Consider the following 20,981-nt stretch of genomic DNA (forward strand, 5'->3'; position numbering starts at 1 on the left):
GCTACTACCAACCAGGATGTTCCGTGATCGCTTTCCCGCTCCACCCGTTTCCCATCCGTCAGGTGACCCGTCATGGATGATTTCGTCCGCATCGTCGAAGTCGGCCCGCGCGACGGACTGCAGAACGAAGCCCAGCCGGTGGCCACCGCCGACAAGATCGAGCTGATCCGCCAGCTCTCGCTCACCGGCCTGCGCACCATTGAAGCCACCAGTTTCGTCAGCCCACGGTGGGTGCCGCAGCTGGCCGATGCGGCCGAGGTCTACACCGGCATCGAACGTCGGCCCGGCATCGCCTACCCGGTGCTGGTACCCAACGAACAGGGCTACGACCGCGCCCGCGCGGTCGGCGTGGAAGAAGTGGCGGTGTTCACCGCAGCCTCGGAAACGTTCAACCGCACCAACACCAATGCCGGCATCGACGAATCGCTGGCCCGCTTCGCGCCGATCCTCGAACGCGCCCACGCCGACGGGGTCAAGGTCCGCGGCTATGTGTCCACCGTGCTCGGCTGCCCCTACCAGGGCGAGGTGCCGGTCAGCGAGGTGGTGCGCGTGGCCCGCGCGCTGCATGCCATGGGCTGTTACGAAATCTCGCTGGGCGACACCATCGGCGTGGGCACCCCGCGCAAGGCGCGCGCGATGCTGCGCGCGGTGGCCAGCGAAGTGCCGATGCCGGCGCTGGCCGTGCATTTCCACGACACTTACGGCCAGGCGCTGGCCAACATCGACGCGTGCCTGGACGAAGGCGTGCGCGTGGTCGATTCGGCCGTGTCCGGTGCCGGTGGCTGCCCGTACGCCAAGGGCGCCAGCGGCAACGTGGCCAGCGAGGACGTGGTGTACCTGCTGCACGGCATTGGCATGCGTACCGGCATCGACCTGCCCGCCCTGGCCGCGACCGGCCGCTGGCTGGCCGCACGACTCGGCCGCGAGACCGGCAGCAAGGCCGGCAGAGCCCTGGCCGCGACATGAGCCGACGCCGCCCGCGCAGGGATGCTGCGGTCGGTGATCACCTCGCCGGGCATGTGCATGCGCTGGCGGCCCTGGAACAGGCGCTGGCGCAACCGCCGGGCGAAGACGTGCATGCGCTGCTGCGCGACGTGCAGCAGGCCCTGCAGGAAGCGATGGACGAACGCCAGTTGGCGCTGCGACGCTACGCCGCGCTGTTCGATGCGGTACCCGACCCGGTCAGCATCCTCAGCGAATCGGGGGTGGTGCTGGACCTCAACAAGGCCGGCGTGCGCGCCTACGGGCGCAGCCGCGAGGACATCGTCGGCCAGCCGATCGAACTGCTCAATCCGGACCTGCCCAACGACCACCTCGACCCGGTCTGGGAAGCGCTGCACCGGGGCGAGACCTACGTCATCGAAGTCACCAACATGCGCGGCGACGGCAGCCGCTTCCCGGTCGAGGTGCACTCGGCCGGCTTCGAGCACCAGGGCGAGCACTGCATCGTGGCGGTGGCGCGCGACCTGAGCAGCCGCTGGCAGGCCGAATCGCGCTACCGGCTGCTGATGGAATCCATCGACAAGGGCGTGATCCTGTTCGACCGCGACCTGCATGTGGTTTCAGCCAATCCGGCCGCGCACCGCATCCTCGGCACGCAGAACAACGGCGGCAGCCTGCAGGCCATGCTCGCCCCGGACGACTGGATCAGCGTGGACGAACACGGCCACCCACTGACCCGCGAGCAGTGGCCGGCCAGCGAATCGCTGCACCGCGGGCGCATCATCCGAAGCACCATCGTCGGCCTGTACCACCGTCCGCGCGGGCGCATGATCTGGATCTCCACCACCAACGTGCCGGTGTACGGGAACGGGCGCGACATACCCGACCATGTGTTCGCACTGTTCAGCGACATCACCGAACTCAAGCGCAACAACACCCTGTTCGACCGCGCGCAGTCGCTGGCCCACATCGGTGGCTGGGAATGGGACCGCGGCCTGCAGCGCCTGTACCTGACCGACGAAGCGGCGCGCATTCTGGGCCAGGAAGTGCCGCTGCAGGACATGGCGCAGCTGATGGAGTGCCTGCGGCTGGATGACCGATCCCAACTGCAGCAGGCGCTGTTGGACGTGATCGACCGCCAGGTGCCGTTCGAGCTGGAACTGCAGGGCCAGCGCAGCGACGGTCATTCGTTCTGGGTGCGCATGATCGGCGAAGCCGAGGCCGGGGATGTCAACGCCGCGCGCATCGCCGGTACCGTGCAGGACATCACCTCGCGCAAGCAGGCCGAAGAAACCCTGCGCATCCAGGCGCGCACCGACCCGCTCACCGGCATCATGAACCGCGATGCGGTGCTGACCGACCTGGCCACGCGCATGGCCAGCCCTACCCATTGCCGGATCGCGGTGCTGTACATCGACCTGGACCGGTTCAAGACCGTCAACGACCTGCTTGGCCACAATGCCGGCGACGAACTGCTGATCGACGCCACCCGCCGCATCGCCACGGCGATCGGCACCGAAGGCCTGGTCGCCCGCTTTGGTGGCGACGAGTTCCTGGTGGTGTGCGATACCCGCGACCAGCCCGACCAGCCCGAACACCTGGCCGAGGCGATCACCCGTGCGTTTTCCACCCCGTTCCGGTTCGGCAGCGACGAGTTCGCGGTCACCACCAGCATCGGCATCGCGCGCGCGCCCCAGGACGGGCTGCGCCCGCAGCAGCTCATCCAGAATGCGGACATTGCCATGTACGACTGCAAGCGTCGCACCCGCAACGGCTGGCAGGTGTTTTCGCCCGAGCTGGCGCAGCGCCAGCATGACCGCCTGCAGATCGAAAGCCGCCTGCATCGCGCCCTGGACGATGACGAGTTCCACCTGGTCTACCAGCCCCAGGTCAACCTGCACACCGGGCAGCTGGTGGCCGCCGAGGCGCTGATCCGCTGGCGCAACTCGCAGTTGGGCGAACTGCGCCCGGACATCTTCATCGGCCACGCCGAAAGCACCGGCGATATCGTGCGGATCGGCCTATGGGTGCTCAACGAAGCCTGCCGCCAGGTGCGCCAATGGCAGGACGACGGGCTGGGCATCGTGCGGGTGGCGGTCAACGTCTCCTACCGGCAGTTCGTCGGCGAGGACCTGGCCCGCAACGTGCGCCAGGCGCTGGACCAATACGGCCTGCCCGGCAGCGCGCTGGAACTGGAGTTCACCGAGCGGGTGCTGATCGAGGATGCGCCCGACACCCTGCAGACCTTCGCCCGCCTGCGCGAGATGGGGGTGCTGCTGACCATCGATGATTTCGGCGAAGGCTACAGCGCGCTCAACTACCTGCGCCGGCTGCCGATCCACGGGCTCAAGCTCAGCCAGATGTTCGTCGAGGGCGTGCCCGGCAATCGCTCGGACGTGGCCGTGTGCGAGGCCGTCTGCGGGATCGCCCGCAGCCTGGGCCTGGGCCTGGTCGCCGAGGGCATCGAATCGGAGGAACAGCGCCGGTTCCTGCACGACATGGGGGTCACCGTGGGCCAGGGCTTCCTGTTCGCGCCCGGACTGGCCCCGGACGAGTTAGCCCGCCGCCTGCCCCCGCGCCGCTGAGCGCCTGCATGCGCTGCACAACGGCGAATGGGCCCGCATCCGCTAGAATCGGCGGCTCTTGAACCCTCGGGATCGTGCAATGCAGCTGTCTTCCGTACGCGCCGTCGTCACCGGCGGTGTCTCCGGCCTGGGCCTGTCGGTGGCCCGCCACCTGGTCGCCCATGGCGCCAAGGTGGCCCTGTTCGACCTCAACGACGACAAGGGCGCGGCCGCCGTGGAGGAGCTCGGCGCGGCGCAGGCCCGCTACTTCGCCACCAACGTCAGCGATGAAGCCGCCGTGGCCGCGCAGATCGACGCCGCCCACGACTTCCTCGGCGGCCTGAACACCGTGGTCAGCTGTGCCGGCATCCTTGGCGCCGGTCGCGTGCTGGGCAAGGAAGCACCCATGCCGCTGGCCACCTTCCAGAACACCGTCATGGTCAACCTGGTGGGCAGCTTCAACGTGGCCAAGGCCGCCGCCAACCGCATGCAGCACAACACCGCCGGCGAAGACGGCGAGCGCGGCGTGATCATCAACACCGCCAGCGTGGCCGCCTATGAAGGCCAGATCGGCCAGGCCGCCTATGCCGCCTCCAAGGGCGGCGTGGTCGGCATGACCCTGCCGATGGCGCGCGAGCTGTCGCGCTTCGGCATCCGCGTGATGACCATTGCCCCGGGCATCTTCTGGACCCCGATGGTCGATGGCATGCCGGCGGCCGTGCAGGAATCGCTGGCCGCCTCGATCCCGTTCCCGCCACGCCTGGGCAAGCCGGAAGATTTCGCCGGCCTGGTCGGCCACATCCTGACCAACACCTACCTCAACGGCGAAACCATCCGCCTGGACGGTGCAGTGCGCCTGGCACCGAAGTAAGCAAGCACCTTTACCTCCCACGAACCGACCTTCATCCCATGAAAGCCAACGACATCAAGAAAGGCAACGTCGTCGAATACAACGGCGGCGTTTACCAGATCCGCGACATCGAGCGCAGCTCGCCGCAGGGTCGCGGCGGCAACGTCCGCTTCCGCTTCATCATGTACAGCGTGCCGGGCGGCAACAAGCTCGATGCCAGCTTCGATGCCGACGACAACCTGCCGGAAGTCGAACTGCTGCGTCGCCAGTCCACCTATTCGTACAAGGACGGCGATGCGTTCGTCTTCATGGACGATGAGGACTACACCCCGTACACCCTGGATGCGGACGTCATCGGCGATGACGCCGGTTACATCACCGACGGCCTGACCGGCATCTATGTGCAGGTCATCGACGACCAGCCGGTGGCCGTGCAGATGCCGAGCAGCGTGGTGCTGGAAGTGATCGAGACCCCGCCGGAACTGAAGGGCGGCACCGCCACCAAGCGCCCGAAGCCGGCCAAGCTCAACACCGGCATCGAAATCATGGTGCCCGAGTACATTTCCAACGGCGAACGCGTGCTGGTCAACACCGCCACCGGCGAGTTCGCGGGTCGGGCGGACTAAGGGTCATGCTGACGGCCGGATCGTAGAGCCACGCCCTGCGTGGCTGCTCTCGATCCGGCACCGCGACGCCACGCAACAGAATCATGCCCCGTGCGATGGGCAGGTCCCGGGCGCGTGGCGACGCGTTCTTCGCATTGCCCCCAGCGTTCACGCGGCGCGGCGTGGCGCTACGCGAATTGTTCCGTCGTCAGGGGCGCTCGGCCAAGGCCGGCGCGCCGGCGAAATCGCCACAGCCGTGGTACTGGCGTGCGCCCACGGTGAGCATCACGGTGGCGCCAAAGCCCTGCCCGCTCATGTCGTCGTGGCACACCGTGCGCTGGAAGCTGACCTTGATGTCGGTCCCATCGGCGGCCTTGCCGGACCAGCCATCCTTGCCCTGGGTCGGCGATACCACTTCGAACTTCTGCTCGCCGTAACCGGTCTCCACGCGCAGCACCGGGTTTTCCCCGGCACTGACCTGCGCCAGCCAGCCCGGCTCGTTGCCGGTGGCGCGGAACGCCGGGGCTGCTTCTGCGGTGGCGGCGGCGACGGCAACCTCACCTTCCCTGCCCGAGCCGGTACAACTGCGATCCGGCTCATCCTTGAGCGTCAGCGTGCCTTCGGTCGTGCCCTTGGTCCAGAACACGTTGCCCTGCCCGTCGCTGAATTTCGCCCCAGAGGCCGCGATGTCCGAGGCCATCACGAAGGTGCGGCCGCCGACCACCACCGTGGCTGAATCCTGGCCGCGGTAGGTCGCCTGCACGGCCAGGTCACCGCACTGGAAGGCGTACACGCGCTCATCGGAGGTCGGCGCTGCCGCCGGCGGCGGCGCTTCGTTGCCGGCCGCGACAGCGTCAGGGGCAGCGCTGTCGGCCTGCTGGGCCGGCTGGCAGGCGGCAAGGCCGGTAGCGATGGCCAGGCTGAGAATGATGGGAGATGCGCGCATGTTCGACTCCTTGCCGATGTTCTGGTTCAACCGGAGATCCTAGCCCTGCGGGTGTGACCGGGGGTGAAATGCGGGTCGCGCGCCAATTGGCGCATCCGGCTCCCCAGCCTCACCAGCGTGTCGTCAATCGTGACCAACTCCCGCTGCTGCGCCGCCGGCAGGCGGGCACGCATCTGCGCCTGCAAGGCCGCCCATGCCGGCACCCCGCGTGCGCTGATCTGCCGGGCAGCGTCCGCAGCGGCAACGCGCTCATCCGCGGTCGGCAACCCATACCCGTCACCACCAACAAGCCCAGCCGGATTGACCAGCTGCCCCGCATCGTCCAACAGCGCCAGCAACGCCGCGCGCGCGTCATCGCCACCCACACCCGAACCGCCCAGCGCCCGCTTCAACCCATCGCGCGCCCGCAACTCCTCCCGGTACCGCGCCGCCTGCTCCAACAACAACAGCGCCGAGGTCGCACGCAACCCGCCGCGCTCCGCCCATTGCGCACGCTGTGCCGCAGGCAGCGCCAACCACCCGGTCACCTGCGTGGTCGGCAACGCCAGTTCCGCACGCGCCACATCGAACAGCTGCTGGTAATGCGCCTGCGCCGAGGGGAAGTAGTAGCCCAACCGCATCGCCTCGCGCCGGTCGTCCAGGACCGTGCCGTCTGCACGACCTTGCCGCTCCAGCCGACGCAGCAGGCCACCGGGGCTCAGCCGGTTCAGCCCGGGGTCGGCCCAGCGCGGCACGCCTTCCTGCAGCAGCTTGCCGGTTTCCACCGCGCAGTTGTTGCTGACAAAGCGATACCGGCCGTCATAGCTCCAATGCACCTGGCCCACCCGTTCCAGCAGGCTGGTGATGTCGCTTTCATCAAGCGCCAGCGGCACCGACTGCAGCCCACGCAGCTCCAGTTGGGTGTATTCGTTGATCACCTGATTGAGCGGCAGCACGAACAGGCGCGACGGATACGCGCCGGTCAGGCCACGCCAGCTGGAAATCTGCACGTCGCCGACAAAGGCGCGGAACGACAGCACCCGGTGCTCGGCCAGATCCAGCCGACAGTCCGGGCCGCGCGGCCGGCCGGGTGCACAGATCACCAGCCGCAGCATGCTGTGGCCCCAGCGGCTCATCAGCTGGTCGTTACCCTCGGCCAACAGGTAATCCACCGCATACACCCGCTGCGGATCCAACTCCAGCAACGACGCTTCGCCGGTGACATCGCCTGCCTGCACCAGCGCCACGCGCGGGTCGCACGCGGCCTGCGGCCCTGGGCCAATCTGGTCCGCAAACCACGCCGCCAGCGCCGGGCGGCGACAGGCGTAATCGGCATCGAGCAGGTAATGCTCGGCATTGACTGCCAGGTACTCGGCCGGGCTGTGGCGTTCGTAGGGATCGGGACTGCGCTCGGTGAACGCATTGGCGCCGCGGCCCAGCCGCCACGGGCGCTGCTGCCAGCCGGCCAGGTCACGCCAGCGTGCGCTGTACGACCAGCCACCGTCGGCGGCACGGTCCAGCACATGGGTCAACTCATGGATCAGCGCGGCCTGCACCGCGCGCGGCAGCGGCTGGCCGGGCTGGACCTCATCCAGCAGGCTGCGCCGCAGCGTGATCGCGCCCTGCCGGGTACGTCCGTGCACCGTATCGGGGAGCCGGTCCGACCACGACACGGTTACCGGCGCCACGAAGCGCTCCTGCCACGACGCAGGCAGCAACGCAGGAGCCGCCTGCAGCACCAGATCGACTTTCGCCACCTGATCAGGGGCGAGCCCGTCCGCCTGCAACTGCAGCTGCAACGCAGCCTGGGCAGTCGGGGCGGCCAGTAACGCCGCCAGGACCGCCGCGCATCGGCGCAGGGCCCGGCGGCGCGGAAGCATCAGCGGGCCAGCAATGCCTGGGCCAGCTGCATGTCGCTGGCCTCGCGCTGGGCGGCGCCGGTTTCGCGCAGGTGCAGCAGGGCCGCTTCCAGGCGGGCACCACGGATGGCACCGTCGGTGGCCACGAACGCGGCGGCGTCTTCGCGGGCGTCAACCACCACCTTGTCGTCGTCCGAGCTGGACGAACCGGCCGACGAGGCGCCGGAAGCGGAACCGGCCGAGGAACCGGCAAAGCTGGAGGCGAAGGCCGACAGCGGCAGGGCGAGCACGGCAAGGAGCAGGATCGATCGCATCATGTTCGGGTCATTCAAGACAGGAAAGCGCAGAGCGTATCGGCTGCATGGAATTCTGTCGCCTGCTACAGGTCGAATACCTTGCCCGGATTCAGCAGCCCTTGGGGATCAAACGCGCGTTTGACCGCCTTCATCAGCGCGATTTCCGCCACGCCCCGGGTGCTGTCCAGGTAGCCCTTCTTGACCAGGCCGATGCCATGTTCGGCCGAAATGCTGCCATCGAACTCCTTCAGCACCTGCGCCAGCAGCTTGGTCACGTGCTCGCACTGCTGCAGGAACTGCGCATCGTCGGTGGCATCGGGCTTGAGCACGTTGATGTGCAGGTTGCCGTCGCCGATATGCCCGAACCAGACCACATCGAAGTGCGGGTAGGCGTCGCCGATCAGCGCCTGGGTACGCGCCATGAACGCGGGCATCGCCGAGATCCGCACCGACACATCGTTCTTGTAGGGTTTGTAGCGCGCCACCGCCTCGGTGATGCCCTCGCGCAGGCGCCACAGCTGCGCGGCCTGCGCATCGCTCTGGCTGACCACGCCGTCGCTGACCCAGCCCTGCTCCATGCAGGCCTCGAAGGCGGCCATGGCGGCGGCCTCCTGGACCTCGTCGCCGGCGGCGAATTCGGTCACCACGTAGAACGGGTGGACTTCGGTGAACGGTGCCTGCGCCCCATGCGCCAGCACGTGCTCGAGCGCCCGGTCGGTGAAGAATTCGAAGGCCTGCAGCTGCATGCGCTCGCGGAAGGCTGCAAACACCTGCATCAATACTTCGAACGAGGGCAGCGCCAGCAGCATCACATTGCTGGCCGGCGGCGGATCGGTGAGCTTGAGCGTGGCTTCGACGATCACCCCGAGGGTGCCCTCGGAGGCAATCAGCAGCTGGCGGAAGTCGTAGCCGCTGGAGTTCTTGATCAGTCCCTTGTTCAGTTCCAGCAGCTCGCCGCTGGCAGTGACCACTTTCAGGCCAGCGATCCATTCGCGGGTGTTGCCGTAACGGATCACGCGGATGCCGCCGGCATTGGTGGCGATGTTGCCGCCGATCGAGCAGGAACCGCGTGCGGCGAAATCCACCGGATAGATCAGCCCGTGCTCAAGCGCCGCGTTGTGCACCGCTTCCAGTGCCATGCCAGCCTGCACGGTCAGCGTGCGGTCCACCGCATCAAAGGCCAGCGGCTTGTTCATGCGCTCCAGGCTGAGCACCAGCTCGCCATTGGCAGCAACCGCGCCACCACTGAGGCCGGTGCGGCCACCCGACGGCACCACCGCCACGCCCTGGGCGCTGGCCCAGCACAGGATGGCCTGCACCTCCTCCACGCTGCCCGGCAGCGCGATGGCCAGCGGCGCCGGCGTCCAGCGCCGGGTCCAGTCGCGCCCGTAATGCTCCAGGTCGGCCGGATCGGTAGCGAGCCGCAGCCCGGGGCAGTCCTGCAACAGCGAATCAAGGCGCGGATCGGTCATATGAACAAGAGAGCCAGGGCAATCCAAAAGGGTAGCGCACGCAGGGAACGGTGTCGCCGTTCCCAACGTCGCTTGCCGACGGCCCGAAGGGTGCCCACCTTGGCGGGCATACTGTTGGTCGTGCGACCTCAGCAGATATTGGTCGCAACTGAAACCGTCGAACTGCGCTTTGGCGCACCGCACCATCCCCGCCCCGATCTGGCATAGTGAGCAGCTCCCGTCCAACATGCTGCCGCTTGCCCATGTCGCCGAAAAAGACCTCGTTCCCGAAGCAGGATATCCGCGTGCTGTTGCTGGAGGGGGTGAGCCAGACGGCCATCGACGTGTTCAGTGCCGCCGGCTATTCGCAGATCGAACTGCACAGCAAGGCCCTGCCCGAGGACATGCTCAAGGCACGCATTGCCGAAGCGCACATCGTCGGCATCCGCTCGCGCACCCAGCTCAGCGCCGAGGTGCTGGCCCATGCCAAGCGCCTGATGGCGGTGGGCTGCTTCTGCATCGGCACCAACCAGGTCGACCTGGAAGCGGCCGAGCTGGCCGGCATCCCGGTGTTCAATGCGCCCTACTCCAACACCCGCAGCGTGGCCGAGCTGGTGATCGCCGAAGCGATCATGCTCACCCGTGGCATTCCGCAGAAGAACGCCGAATGTCATCGCGGCGGCTGGTCCAAGTCGGCCGCCGGCAGCCATGAAGTGCGCGGCAAGACCCTGGGCATCATCGGCTATGGCCATATCGGCACCCAGGTCGGCGTGATGGCCGAAGCCATGGGCATGCAGGTGATCTTCCACGACATCGAAACCAAGCTGTCGCTGGGCAACGCCCGCGCCGCCATCGACCTGGACGACCTGCTCGCCCGCGCCGATATCGTCACCGTGCACGTGCCCGAAACCCCGGCCACCCAGTGGCTGATCGGCGCGCCACAGCTGGCCCGCATGCGCCCGGGCGCGCACCTGATCAATGCCGCGCGCGGCACTGTGGTAGACATCGATGCGCTGGATGCGGCGCTGCGCTCGGGCCATATCGGTGGCGCAGCGCTGGACGTGTTCCCGGTGGAGCCCAAGGGCAACGGCGATGCGTTCGTATCGCCGCTGACCGCACACGACAATGTGATCCTCACCCCGCACGTGGGTGGCAGCACGCTGGAAGCGCAGGACAACATCGGCGTGGAGGTGGCGGCCAAGCTGGTGCGCTACAGCGACAACGGCAGCACCCTGTCGGCGGTCAACTTCCCGGAAGTGACGTTGCCCGAACACGAAGACAGCCTGCGCCTGCTGCACATCCACCAGAACGTGCCGGGCGTGCTGTCCAAGGTCAACGAGATCTTCTCGCGCCACAACGTCAACATCGACGGCCAGTTCCTGCGTACCGACCCGAAGGTGGGTTACGTGGTGATCGACATCACCGCCAGCGAGGAGCAGGCCGCGGCCGTGCGCGAAGAGCTGGCGGCAATTCCTGGCACGTTGCGGACGCGCGTTCTGTATTGAGGCGATCGCGCGAATGCCCGAACAGGGCGGAACGATGATTCGTGTGGGGACCCCATTTGCCCGGACGGGTTTGAATCAACGTGCCAACCAGCGCTTGGCCATTCGCGGCAACGAATCGTCCCCGTCCGGCGTCTCAATCGCGGCATTGGCCACATCGGTGACCTCGCGCCATGCCAACGCCAGCGACTCCTCGCTCACCGCAAAGGCCTCGCTGCCCAGCGCCCGCACCACGTAGCGGGCGTCGTAGTGCCAATGCCCCGGCACGTCATGCCGCTCCGGAATCCAGTGCTTGTCGATATCGAACAGCGCGGCCCCGTCCTCCAGCACCAGCCCGGTCAGGCCGGACTCTTCCCCGGCTTCAGTCAGTGCCACCCGGGCCAGGTCGCGCACGCCATCGGCATGCCCGCCCAGCTGCAGCCAGCGGTTCAACTTCCGATGGTGGGTCAGCAGCACACGCGCGCCATCGGCACTGACCAACCAGGCACTACCGGTGAAATGCCCCGCCAGCCGATCACGCAGGAACGGGTTTTCCGGGTCGTCCAGCAATGTGCCGAATTCGTCAGCCAAGGCGGCGTGTTCGGGGTGCCGGCGGGCGTAATCGGCCAGTTGGCCGCGCAGGGCGGCGTCAAGTGCTACAACGGATTCAGGGTTTGACGACATGGCAACCGGGCAATCGGGCGGATTTGGCAGATTATCGCCCGGCATGCTGCATTTGCGCTTGTGCGCAGGCTTCAGCTTTGGCTAAGGTACAGCGGGCCGTTCCCTTGGGGCGGCCGGTCACCAATCAAGCGCGCGACAACGTATTGCGCGCTTACCTTTCATTTCAGCGGGGCATGGCCCCGCTCTACGTCCACCTGGGAAGCACTGCATGCTGAAGTCTCTGTTGAGGGTCAAACCGGTCGAGCCGGCCGGACACGTCGATGCCGGCGAACCGATTGAAGGCAGCCTGGACGGCGAAGCCTCGCTGAAAAGGACCCTCACGGCGAAACATCTCATCATGCTGGGTATCGGTGCCGTGATCGGCGCGGGTATCTTCGTGCTGACCGGCCAGGCTGCGGCCAACCACGCCGGCCCGGCGGTGATGCTGTCGTTCGTGATCGCCGGCTTCGCCTGCGCCCTGGCCGGCCTGTGCTACGCCGAGTTCGCGGCGATGATGCCGGTCTCCGGCAGTGCCTATTCCTATTCCTACGCCACCCTGGGCGAAGGCATGGCCTGGTTCATCGGCTGGTGCCTGGTGCTGGAGTATCTGTTCGCCTCGGCCTCGGTCGCGGTGGGCTGGTCGGCCTACCTGATCAGTTTCATCACCACCACGCTGCACATGCCATTCCCGGACGCGCTCAGTGCGGCGCCGATCGCCTGGACCGGGCACGAGTTCATTTCATCGGGCAAGCTGTTCAACCTGCCAGCGGTGCTGATCGTGGCGGCGGTGTCGGGCCTGCTGTACGTCGGCGTGACCCAGTCGGCCTTCGTCAACGCGATCATCGTGGCGATCAAGGTCACCGTGATCTGCCTGTTCATCGGCTTTGGCTCGCAGCACATCGACATGGCCAACTGGACCCCCTTCATCCCCGAAAACACCGGCGTACCCGGCGAGTTCGGCTGGAGCGGCGTGTTCCGCGCGGCGACCATCGTGTTCTTTGCCTACATCGGCTTCGATGCGGTTTCCACCGCGGCCGGTGAAACCAAGGACCCGCAGCGCAACATGCCGATCGGTCTGCTCGGCTCGCTGGCGGTATGCACCATCGTCTACATCATCGTGTGCGCGGTGCTGACCGGCATGATGCCGTACCACCTGCTGGGCACCGACAAGCCGGTGGCCACCGCACTGGAACCGTACGCCAGCCTGTCCTGGCTGAAGACGGCCGTGGAAATCGGTGCCATCGCCGGCCTGTCTTCGGTGGTGCTGGTGATGATGATGGGCCAGACCCGCATCGCCTACACCATCTCGCGCGATGGCCTGATCCCGAAGCTGTTCGGCAAGGTCCACAAGCGCTTCCGCACCCCGTACTGGGCCACCATCGTGGTGGGCGTGCTGGCCGCCACGCTGGCCGGCCTGGTGCCGCTGAACGTGCTGGGCGAGCTGGTCTCGATGGGCACGCTGCTGGCCTTCGCCACGGTCTGCATCGGCGTATTGGTGCTGCGCTACACGCGTCCGGAACTGCCCCGTCCGTTCCGCGTGCCGCTGGTGTGGGTGATCTGCCCGATAGGCGCGCTGTCGTGCCTGTTCCTGTTCTGGCAGGCATTCGTGGTGCATTGGCACCTGTTCGTGGGTTGGACGGTGCTGGGCCTGCTGATCTATTTCGGCTACGGCATCCGCCACAGCAAGCTCAACAAGGCTTCGTGATCCCATGCTGAAACAACTGTGGGCCACCAAACACCCGCACGCCGCCCATGAAGACGCCAACGGGCTGAGCCTGAAGCGCACCCTCGGTCCCTGGGGGCTGACCGCGCTGGGTATCGGCGCGGTGATCGGCGGCGGCATCTTCGTCATCACCGGCCAGGCCGCGGCCAACCACGCCGGCCCGGCGATCATGCTGAGCTTCGTGCTGGCGGCGATCTGCTGCGCATTCTGCGCGATGGCCTATGCGGAGTTCGCGTCGATGGTGCCGGTCTCCGGCAGCGCCTACACGTACACGTACGCCACCTTCGGCGAGCTGGCGGCGTGGTTCATCGGCTGGATGCTGGTGCTGGAATACGGCGTATCTGCCTCGGCGGTGGCAGTCAGCTGGACCGGCTACTTCCTGAGCCTGCTCAGTCATTTCGACATCTACCTGCCCTCGGCACTGGTCAGTGCCCCGCTGGATGCGCAGCTGCGTCCCACCGGCGCCATCGCGAACCTGCCGGCGGCGATCCTGGTGCTGCTGCTGACCTGGCTGTGCTATGTGGGCATCAGCAAGTCCTCGGCGATGAACATGGCGATGGTGGTGCTGAAAACGGGCCTGATCGTGCTGGTGATCGTGGTCGGCTGGAAGTACGTGGACCCGGCCAACTGGACGCCGTTCATTCCGGCCAATGAAGGCCCGGGCAAGTTCGGGTTCGAAGGCGTGCTGCGTGGCGCGGCGATGGTGTTCTTCGCCTACATCGGCTTCGAGGCGGTGTCGGTGGCGGCGCAGGAGTCGCACCGGCCGCAGCGCGACATGCCGATCGGCATGCTGCTGTCGCTGGTGATCTGCACGGTGCTGTACATCGCCATGGCGGCGGTGATGACCGGGCTGGTGCCATACACGATGCTGGGCACCGACGAGCCGGTGGTGACAGCGGTCGCCGCGCATCCGAGCCTGGGCTGGCTGCGGGTGGTGGTGGAGATCGGTGCGTTGATCGGCCTGTCGTCGGTGGTGCTGGTGATGGTGATCGCGCAGCCGCGCATTTTCATGATCATGGCCAACGACGGTCTGCTGCCGAAGGTGTTCACGACGATCCACCCGAAGTACCGCACGCCGCACATCAATACGGTGATCACCGGCATCGGCATCGCGCTGCTGGCGGCGCTGTTCCCGCTGGACGTGCTGGGCGAGCTGACGTCGATGGGCACGCTGATCGCGTTTGCGGCGGTCTGCGCGGGCGTGCTGATCCTGCGCCGCACCCAACCGGACCTGCCCCGCCCGTTCCGCATCCCGGCGGCCTGGCTGATCTGCAGCCTGGGCGTGTTGAGCTGCCTGGCCCTGTTGTCGGCCATGACGATGCACAACTGGATGCTGATGGGCGTCTGGACGGTGTTCGGCTTCGCGATCTACTTCGGCTACAGCTTCCGCCACAGCCGCCTGCGCGGCTGACGGCGAGCCGGGCCGGGCCTGACCCGGCCCGGCGCCCGGGAACCTGCTTTTAACGCGCAACGCCGCTAAAATGCCAGCCATGAACAACACCCCCTACGACACGGCCCGGCTCAGCGAACTGGCCCAGGTGCTGATCGACAACATCCGCGAACTGGCCCAGGCCGGGTGGACGCCGGCGACCAGCAGCAACTTCTCGCATCGGCTGGATGACCAGCATGCGGCGATCACGGTGTCCGGCAAGGACAAGGGCCGCCTGATCGAAGACGACATCATGGTGGTCGACTTCGACGGCAAGGCCGTGGGCCGGCCGCTGCGGCCGTCTGCCGAGACGCTGCTGCATACCCAGCTGTATCGCCGCTTCCCGGAAATCGGCTGCGTGCTGCATACCCATTCGCCGGTGCAGACCATTGCTTCGCGGCTGTATGCCGCCAATGGCCATATCCGGTTGGAGGGCTATGAGCTGCTGAAGGCCTTCCATGGCAACAGCACCCATGAAACCGCCGTGGACGTGCCGGTGTTCGCCAACACCCAGGACATGGACGAGCTGGCCGCCAAGGTCGAGGCCAAGCTGGATGAAGGCTGCATGTGGGGCTACCTGATCGACGGGCACGGCCTGTACGCCTGGGGCCGGGACATGGCCGAGGCACGCCGCCATATGGAGGCGTTCGAGTTCCTGCTGCATTGCGAGCTGGAGCTGCGCAAGCTGCGCGGTCCATAACGCCGGACCACCGGGGGATCGCCCCTCGGTAGCGCCGGCCGTTGGCCGGCCCAGGCGGTGTCGGGTCCGGCCAACGGCCGGCGCTACCGGTTTCTCCCCCGGGAAACTGTTTTCCGCGCAGGCGTATCGGGTTGCCGGGCAGAGCCCGGCACTACACACTGTGCTCCCCCTCCGCCGTTCAAGCTGCCGCCATGAGCCGACTGCGCATTTACGACCACGATGTCCCCGACGCCCCGCTGCTGGATACCCAGGACGGCGCGACCATTGCTGCCGAGCTGAAGAAGATCGGGGTGACATTCGAACGCTGGCAGGCCGCCCACGAGGTGGCTCCGGGCGCCAGCCAGGACGAAGTCTTCGCCGCCTACCGCAGCGACATCGACCGCCTGGTTGCCCAACACGGCTTCAAAAGCGTGGACGTGGCCTCGATCGCCCCGGACAACCCCAACCGCGCCGAACTCCGCAGGAAATTCCTGGACGAGCACTTCCACAAGGAAGACGAGGTCCGCTTCTTCGTCGCCGGGTCGGGCCTGTTCACCCTGCACGTGGTCGACAAGGTCTACGAAATTGAATGCGTGAAGAACGACCTGATCGCCGTGCCGGACGGCACCACGCATTGGTTCGACATGGGCGATGAACCCAGCTTCGTGGCGATCCGCTTCTTCACCGAGCCGGATGGCTGGGTCGGGCACTTCACCGGCACCGACATCGCGCAGAAATTCCCCCGTTACGTTCCGACCAAGGCGTCCTGATCCATGCCCCACCCCACCGTCATCCTCACCGACATCGAAGGCACCACCAGCAGCATTTCGTTCGTCAAGAACGTGCTGTTTCCGTATGCGCGCAAGGCGCTGCCGGCGTTCGTCGCCGCGCGCGGCCAGCAGCCGGAGGTGCGTCGCTGGCTGGACGCGGTGGCCGTGGAGATCGGCGGTGCCTGCCAGGACAGCCTGATCGCGGAGACGCTGCAGGGCTGGATCGACCAGGATCGCAAGCACACGGCGTTGAAGGCGTTGCAGGGCATGATCTGGGAAGCCGGTTACCGCAATGGCGACTACAAGGCGCACTTCTATCCGGAAGTGGCGACGGTGCTGAAGGGCTGGCATGCCGAAGGCAAGCCGCTGTACGTGTATTCGTCCGGCTCGGTACCGTCGCAGAAGCTGTTCTTCGGTTTCAGCGAGGCCGGCGACCTGACCGGGCTGGTCTCGGGCTGGTTCGACACCGAAATCGGCGGCAAGCGCGAAGCGGAGAGCTACCGCAACATCGTCAAGGCCATTGGCGTGCCGGCCGGCGAGATCCTGTTCCTTTCCGATGTGGTCGAGGAGCTGGATGCCGCACATGAGGCGGGCCTGCAGACCCGGTTGCTGGATCGACGCGAGGATTACGCGATGCCGCGCACCGGCGAAGCGACGCACGGCCATGATCGCGTGGAAAATTTCCAGCAGATCACGCTGTAAGCCAAGCCGCGCGAACGAAAAGGGAACGCCGGACCGCATCTGGTAGCGTCGGTTCCCAAACGACGCCGTGCATGGATGCACAAGTGGTGCAGCCGCAGGATGCGGATGAGCATGCCACGGCCGATAGCGGTCGATGCCTCTTTACCGCATGACCTTCAACGGAGAACCTCTCCGGTTGAGGTCATGCGTCCCAGCGCCGATCGACGTTACGTGCGGTCGTTAGGGAACCGACCCTACCCGCCTGCGTTCGCTGCACGATTGCGCCGGCTGTCCCTGGATCGTCAGATCGACATTTGACTCCGGAATCAACCTCGGCGGCTACTGCCCCAGCTCGCCCGCAGGCCCATGATCCGCGCTTCGCGCTTGGCTGATGAGATCGAGAACATCAGCACGGCCGCGGCCGTCGTTTGCCCAGCCTGTCCTGTGACCAATGACCTCCCCATCCTTCAGCACGTAAAAGGACGGCGTCGACCAATGCTCGAAATTCCATTGCGAGGTTCTATCAACAAGCCGCACGGGCACGGTGGGATGTTCCGAGTTCCAGCTGCCCACCAGATCGAAATTCAGGTCGCGCTCCGGCGGGACGACCCATAACACGGGTAGAGCGCGCAACTCAGGGTCTGACTCGAATGCAATCATTAATGCCGTGCCGCAGTGGCTCGTATGAAGAAGTGAAGAGCCTCCGGGGGACTGTTCTCCAGCGCCTGATTCTCCAGGAACCCAAGGTAGGAAGCGTCGAACAGTTTCGCCGCCTCCCTGGCTGCAGACGTGGCGTCAGCACCATCAATCCTGCGCACTTTTCCATAGTACTCATTGAACGTGGCTTCCGAACTCGATATGTCCCCGGCCATAGCCGGGGATGACATCAGGAGCCCGAACGCCGTCAACGCAGGATAAAATTTCACGTCTTCCTCCTGATGGCGCCATGCACGGAGCTAGCAGCCAGGCGCAACGCAGATATCTTCAAGCTTTCTCGTACAGGTCGACGTGGTGCGGCACCAATAGTCCATGTAGTCCGTATTGCGGAGGCCATCGGAAACCTTGGAGATCATTCGATCCTCATCAGTCTCAACGCGTATTCCGCGAATGGATGCAGCCGTTGCCTCCCGCCCAAACAACGCAAGCAGTTGGTCCGCGGACTCTACGCCCGCATATGTACGAATCAAGAGCTGTTTCCGACGTCGCAACGGCTGCATCAGCGCTCCGTTGCCGACACAGCTCAGCTCGTAAGGTGTTTGACGTATGGTCTGAGGGCGGCAGGCCTCTCCGTTTGAGGTCATGCGTCCCGGCGCCGATCCGCGTTACGTGCGGTCGTTTGGGACCCGCCCCAACCGATCGCCATCCGTGCCAGTCATTCCAGCACGGCGTCGGTGGTTACCGACTAGCCATCGCGTCTGTTACCGAGCGTATCCGCAGCGCCTCGCGCAGCGTTTCGAGCCCGGCACCGGCCTTCACCTTGATCCGCACCGGCTCGCCGGGGACCAGGTCGATGGCGTTGTCGTCCAGGGTGGCGTCCATTCGCTCGAATTCGACCCATACGCCGCGCGCCAGCTGCGCCGAGCGCAGCTCCAGCACGATTTCATCGCCGTCCTGCGTCCAGCGGCTGTCGATCTGCACCTTCGGCAGCTGCATGTCCTTGGCTGCCGCGAAGTAGACCACCTGGCGCGACAGCACCCGGGTGCCATCCAGCAGTTCCACCACCGCGACCGTGCGCGCGGGGTCTGCCCTGCCAAGCAGCTCGGCATCGGCGAAGCGCCCGACCTCCAGCGCCGACAGCGCAGGCACAGTCACCGCGTGCTGCTGTTTCGAAACCTGTCGGCCATCCACATCCATCATCCGCAACCGCCACTGCGCGTTCAGCGGCTGCTGCAGGTCGTTGAGCAGGCTGATGCGGGTAACGCCTTCGTCACGCAGTGCCGCCACCGCATGGTCGGCGAAGAACCGCTTCGCGTGGAAATGCAGGGCCTTCCAGCGCCCGGCGTAGTCGATGCTGGACCAGGACGCGCCCGGCCACACATCGTTGAGCTGCCAGTACAGCGAGCCCATGGTGTAGGGCCGCGACGCGCGGTGATGCAGCGCGGCCAGCTGGATGCCTTCAGCCTGCATCACCTGGCCCAGGTACACGAAGTCGCTGAAGTCACGCGGGGTGCCGAACTCGCGCTCGATGTACTGCAACAAACGTTGGTTGCCCTCGCCCGCCATGAACTTCTGGTGCGCGCGCACGGTGTGGCTGTCAACGCGCAGCTCCTCGGCCGGGATGATGCCCTCCAGCGTGCGCAGTACCGGCCAGGCCTGCAGCCCGTATTCGGACATGAAGCGCGGCGTCTCGCGCAGGTAGGCCTGCACCGGCAGCGCCGGGTTGCCCCACACCTGCCAGTAATGCTTGTCGCCACGGGTCGAGTCGTTGGCCACGGTATCCAGGTCGTTGCTGGGCGAACTGGACCAGTACGGCACGCCCAGACCCTCGTCGGCCACCATTTTGCGCAGGTCGTTGCCGAACAGGTCCACATAGCCCTGCCACACACGTGCGGCGAACGCCGGATCGGCCGCCTTCAGGTCGCGACCGTGGCCCCAATCCTTCCAGGCGGTTTCTTCCTCGTTGTTTCCACACCACAGCACCAGGCTGGGATGGCGGCGCAGGCGGCGTACGTTGTCGCGCGCCTCGGCCACCACGTTGGCGCGGAACGCCGGATCGTAGCCTGGTTGCATGCCGCCGCCGAACATGAAGTCCTGCCAGACCAGCAGGCCCAGCTCGTCGGCGATGTCGAAGAAGGCCTCGTCCTCGTAGTACCCGCCACCCCAGTTACGCAGCATGTTCATGTTGGCGTCGCGGGCGGCGGTGAGCTCGCGACGGATCCGCGACGGATCGACGCGGGCCGGGAACATGTCGAAGGGAATCACGTTGGCGCCCTTGGCGAAGATCGGTACGCCGTTGACGACGAACGCGAAGCCCTGCCCGCCCTTGGCGTCCTTCTCCCGGCGCAGCTCGACGGTACGCAGCCCGGTGCGGATGCTGTGCTCTGCCGCCTCCGGCGTATCGGCATCAATGCGCGCACGCACGGTATAGCGGGCCTGTTCACCATGGCCGACCGGCCACCAGCGCCGGGGCTGCGCCAACTGCACCGGTACCAACACCACCTGCGCGCCGGCGTGCAGCGCGGCCGGTTGTCCCACCGTGGCCGCGACACGACCGTCGGGGTCGAGCATCTCTACCTGCACCCGCGCCTGCCGCGCGACCGCCGCTTCCACCTCGACGGCTACCTGCAGCACGGCGCGCTGTGCGTCCAGCGCCGTGGTCTGCACCGCCACATCGGTGATGCGCTGCGCATTCCAGCTCTCCAGCCGCACCGGGCGCCAGATTCCGGCGGTGACATAGCGCGGCCCCCAGTCCCAACCAAAGTGGTAACCGGGTTTGCGCACGAAGTTGCCGACCATCGCATCGCGGGGTTCATCCCCGTACGGCGACGGGTAATTGCCGGCAATCTTGTGCGGCATGGCCTGCACGCCGGGCAACAGTGTAGTGATCGGCGAACGGAACACCACGCGCAGCTCATTGCCGCTGGCGCGCAGCTGCCCCTGCACGGCCGCCCGCCAGGTGCGGTGGCTGTTGCCGGCACGCAACAGCGGCCGGCCGTTGAGCATGACTTCGGCGAACGTGTCCAGACCGTCGAACACCAATTCGGCGTGGCTGCGCGCCAGCGTGGCGGCATCCACATCGAACCGCGCCTGGTACTCCCAATCGGCCAGGCCGATCCATTGCAGCCCGGCTTCGGGTGCACCCGCATATGGGTCCGGTATCAGCTTCGTTGCCAGCAGGTCGGTGTGCACCGCGCCGGGAACCGACGCCGGTCGCCACTGCGCTGCTTCGGGATGGGCTTTCAGCTGCGCGTTGCCCGGCAGAAGCCGGAACGACCATTGCGCCTGCAGCGGCGCCGCAACGGTGGGAAGCGCATGCAGCGCAAGCAGAAGAACCAGTCCAACACCCCATGCCCACTGCTTCATGCACCACCCCGTAATGCCGGGCAGCGCCCGGCTGTCATCC

General features: G+C 66.5%; 18 protein-coding genes. 10 read left to right on the forward strand and 8 right to left on the reverse strand.

Features of this window, described 5'->3' with window-relative positions; genetic code table 11:
* Positions 1 to 72 precede the first annotated feature (72 nt).
* The 4 genes from WIX41_RS00825 (at position 73) to yeiP (ending at position 4,982) form a co-directional block, all read left to right on the forward strand.
* Positions 73 to 966: a hydroxymethylglutaryl-CoA lyase gene (locus WIX41_RS00825; RefSeq protein WP_339445301.1), complete on the forward strand. Its 894-nt coding sequence runs from the start codon at positions 73 to 75 to the stop codon at positions 964 to 966.
* Positions 963 to 3,527, forward strand: a complete 2,565-nt coding sequence (locus WIX41_RS00830) for a sensor domain-containing protein (protein WP_339445302.1) — start codon at positions 963 to 965, stop codon at positions 3,525 to 3,527. The genes WIX41_RS00825 and WIX41_RS00830 overlap by 4 nt, the downstream gene beginning before the upstream one ends.
* A gap of 79 nt (positions 3,528 to 3,606) precedes the next feature.
* Positions 3,607 to 4,377, forward strand: a complete 771-nt coding sequence (locus tag WIX41_RS00835) for an SDR family NAD(P)-dependent oxidoreductase (protein ID WP_339445303.1) — start codon at positions 3,607 to 3,609, stop codon at positions 4,375 to 4,377.
* Positions 4,378 to 4,415: 38 nt separating this feature from the next.
* A complete protein-coding gene (gene yeiP / locus WIX41_RS00840; protein WP_339445304.1) occupies positions 4,416 to 4,982 on the forward strand; it encodes an elongation factor P-like protein YeiP in 567 nt (188 codons plus the stop codon).
* Between the two features lie 187 nt (positions 4,983 to 5,169).
* Here yeiP and WIX41_RS00845 read toward each other — a convergent pair whose 3' ends face one another.
* The 4 genes from WIX41_RS00845 to WIX41_RS00860 form a co-directional block, all read right to left on the reverse strand.
* Entirely contained in the window at positions 5,170 to 5,907 is a 738-nt protein-coding gene (locus WIX41_RS00845) for an MliC family protein (RefSeq protein ID WP_339445305.1), read from the reverse strand.
* Positions 5,908 to 5,933: 26 nt separating this feature from the next.
* A complete protein-coding gene (locus tag WIX41_RS00850; RefSeq protein ID WP_339445306.1) occupies positions 5,934 to 7,766 on the reverse strand; it encodes a DUF4105 domain-containing protein in 1,833 nt (610 codons plus the stop codon).
* The gene (locus WIX41_RS00855; protein WP_339445307.1) at positions 7,766 to 8,062 is read right to left on the reverse strand and encodes a DUF2388 domain-containing protein; all 297 of its coding nucleotides are present in this window, start codon (positions 8,060 to 8,062) and stop codon (positions 7,766 to 7,768) included. The genes WIX41_RS00850 and WIX41_RS00855 overlap by 1 nt, the downstream gene beginning before the upstream one ends.
* Before the next feature lie 62 nt (positions 8,063 to 8,124).
* Positions 8,125 to 9,513, reverse strand: a complete 1,389-nt coding sequence (locus WIX41_RS00860) for an FAD-binding oxidoreductase (RefSeq protein WP_339445308.1) — start codon at positions 9,511 to 9,513, stop codon at positions 8,125 to 8,127.
* 242 nt (positions 9,514 to 9,755) lie between these two features.
* On the opposite strand from WIX41_RS00860, the gene serA reads away from it, so the two are divergent.
* On the forward strand, positions 9,756 to 10,997 hold the full coding sequence (gene serA, locus WIX41_RS00865) for a phosphoglycerate dehydrogenase (protein ID WP_339445309.1): 1,242 nt from the start codon (positions 9,756 to 9,758) through the stop codon (positions 10,995 to 10,997).
* A 75-nt stretch (positions 10,998 to 11,072) separates the two neighbouring features.
* Here serA and WIX41_RS00870 read toward each other — a convergent pair whose 3' ends face one another.
* On the reverse strand, positions 11,073 to 11,657 hold the full coding sequence (locus tag WIX41_RS00870; RefSeq protein ID WP_339445310.1) for an NUDIX hydrolase: 585 nt from the start codon (positions 11,655 to 11,657) through the stop codon (positions 11,073 to 11,075).
* 208 nt (positions 11,658 to 11,865) lie between these two features.
* On the opposite strand from WIX41_RS00870, the gene WIX41_RS00875 reads away from it, so the two are divergent.
* The 5 genes from WIX41_RS00875 (at position 11,866) to mtnC (ending at position 16,939) form a co-directional block, all read left to right on the forward strand.
* The gene (locus tag WIX41_RS00875) at positions 11,866 to 13,341 is read left to right on the forward strand and encodes an amino acid permease (RefSeq protein WP_339445311.1); all 1,476 of its coding nucleotides are present in this window, start codon (positions 11,866 to 11,868) and stop codon (positions 13,339 to 13,341) included.
* A 4-nt stretch (positions 13,342 to 13,345) separates the two neighbouring features.
* Positions 13,346 to 14,770: an amino acid permease gene (locus WIX41_RS00880; RefSeq protein WP_339445312.1), complete on the forward strand. Its 1,425-nt coding sequence runs from the start codon at positions 13,346 to 13,348 to the stop codon at positions 14,768 to 14,770.
* 79 nt (positions 14,771 to 14,849) lie between these two features.
* Positions 14,850 to 15,488, forward strand: coding sequence for a methylthioribulose 1-phosphate dehydratase (locus WIX41_RS00885; protein WP_339445313.1), 639 nt, complete (start codon positions 14,850 to 14,852; stop codon positions 15,486 to 15,488).
* A gap of 191 nt (positions 15,489 to 15,679) precedes the next feature.
* The gene (locus WIX41_RS00890) at positions 15,680 to 16,237 is read left to right on the forward strand and encodes a 1,2-dihydroxy-3-keto-5-methylthiopentene dioxygenase (RefSeq protein ID WP_339445314.1); all 558 of its coding nucleotides are present in this window, start codon (positions 15,680 to 15,682) and stop codon (positions 16,235 to 16,237) included.
* Positions 16,238 to 16,240: 3 nt separating this feature from the next.
* The gene (gene mtnC, locus WIX41_RS00895) at positions 16,241 to 16,939 is read left to right on the forward strand and encodes an acireductone synthase (protein WP_339445315.1); all 699 of its coding nucleotides are present in this window, start codon (positions 16,241 to 16,243) and stop codon (positions 16,937 to 16,939) included.
* A gap of 318 nt (positions 16,940 to 17,257) precedes the next feature.
* On the opposite strand, the gene WIX41_RS00900 is transcribed toward mtnC, so the two are convergent.
* From WIX41_RS00900 to WIX41_RS00910, 3 genes are all read right to left on the reverse strand, one after another.
* On the reverse strand, positions 17,258 to 17,578 hold the full coding sequence (locus WIX41_RS00900) for a hypothetical protein (RefSeq protein ID WP_339445316.1): 321 nt from the start codon (positions 17,576 to 17,578) through the stop codon (positions 17,258 to 17,260).
* A complete protein-coding gene (locus WIX41_RS00905) occupies positions 17,578 to 17,844 on the reverse strand; it encodes a hypothetical protein (RefSeq protein WP_339445317.1) in 267 nt (88 codons plus the stop codon). Before WIX41_RS00905 ends, WIX41_RS00900 begins: the two co-directional genes overlap by 1 nt.
* A 469-nt stretch (positions 17,845 to 18,313) precedes the next feature.
* On the reverse strand, positions 18,314 to 20,941 hold the full coding sequence (locus WIX41_RS00910) for a beta-mannosidase (RefSeq protein ID WP_339445318.1): 2,628 nt from the start codon (positions 20,939 to 20,941) through the stop codon (positions 18,314 to 18,316).
* Between the last annotated feature and the right edge of the window lie 40 nt (positions 20,942 to 20,981).

The organism is Stenotrophomonas sp. AB1(2024), assembly GCF_037482345.1.
Lineage (GTDB): Bacteria > Pseudomonadota > Gammaproteobacteria > Xanthomonadales > Xanthomonadaceae > Stenotrophomonas.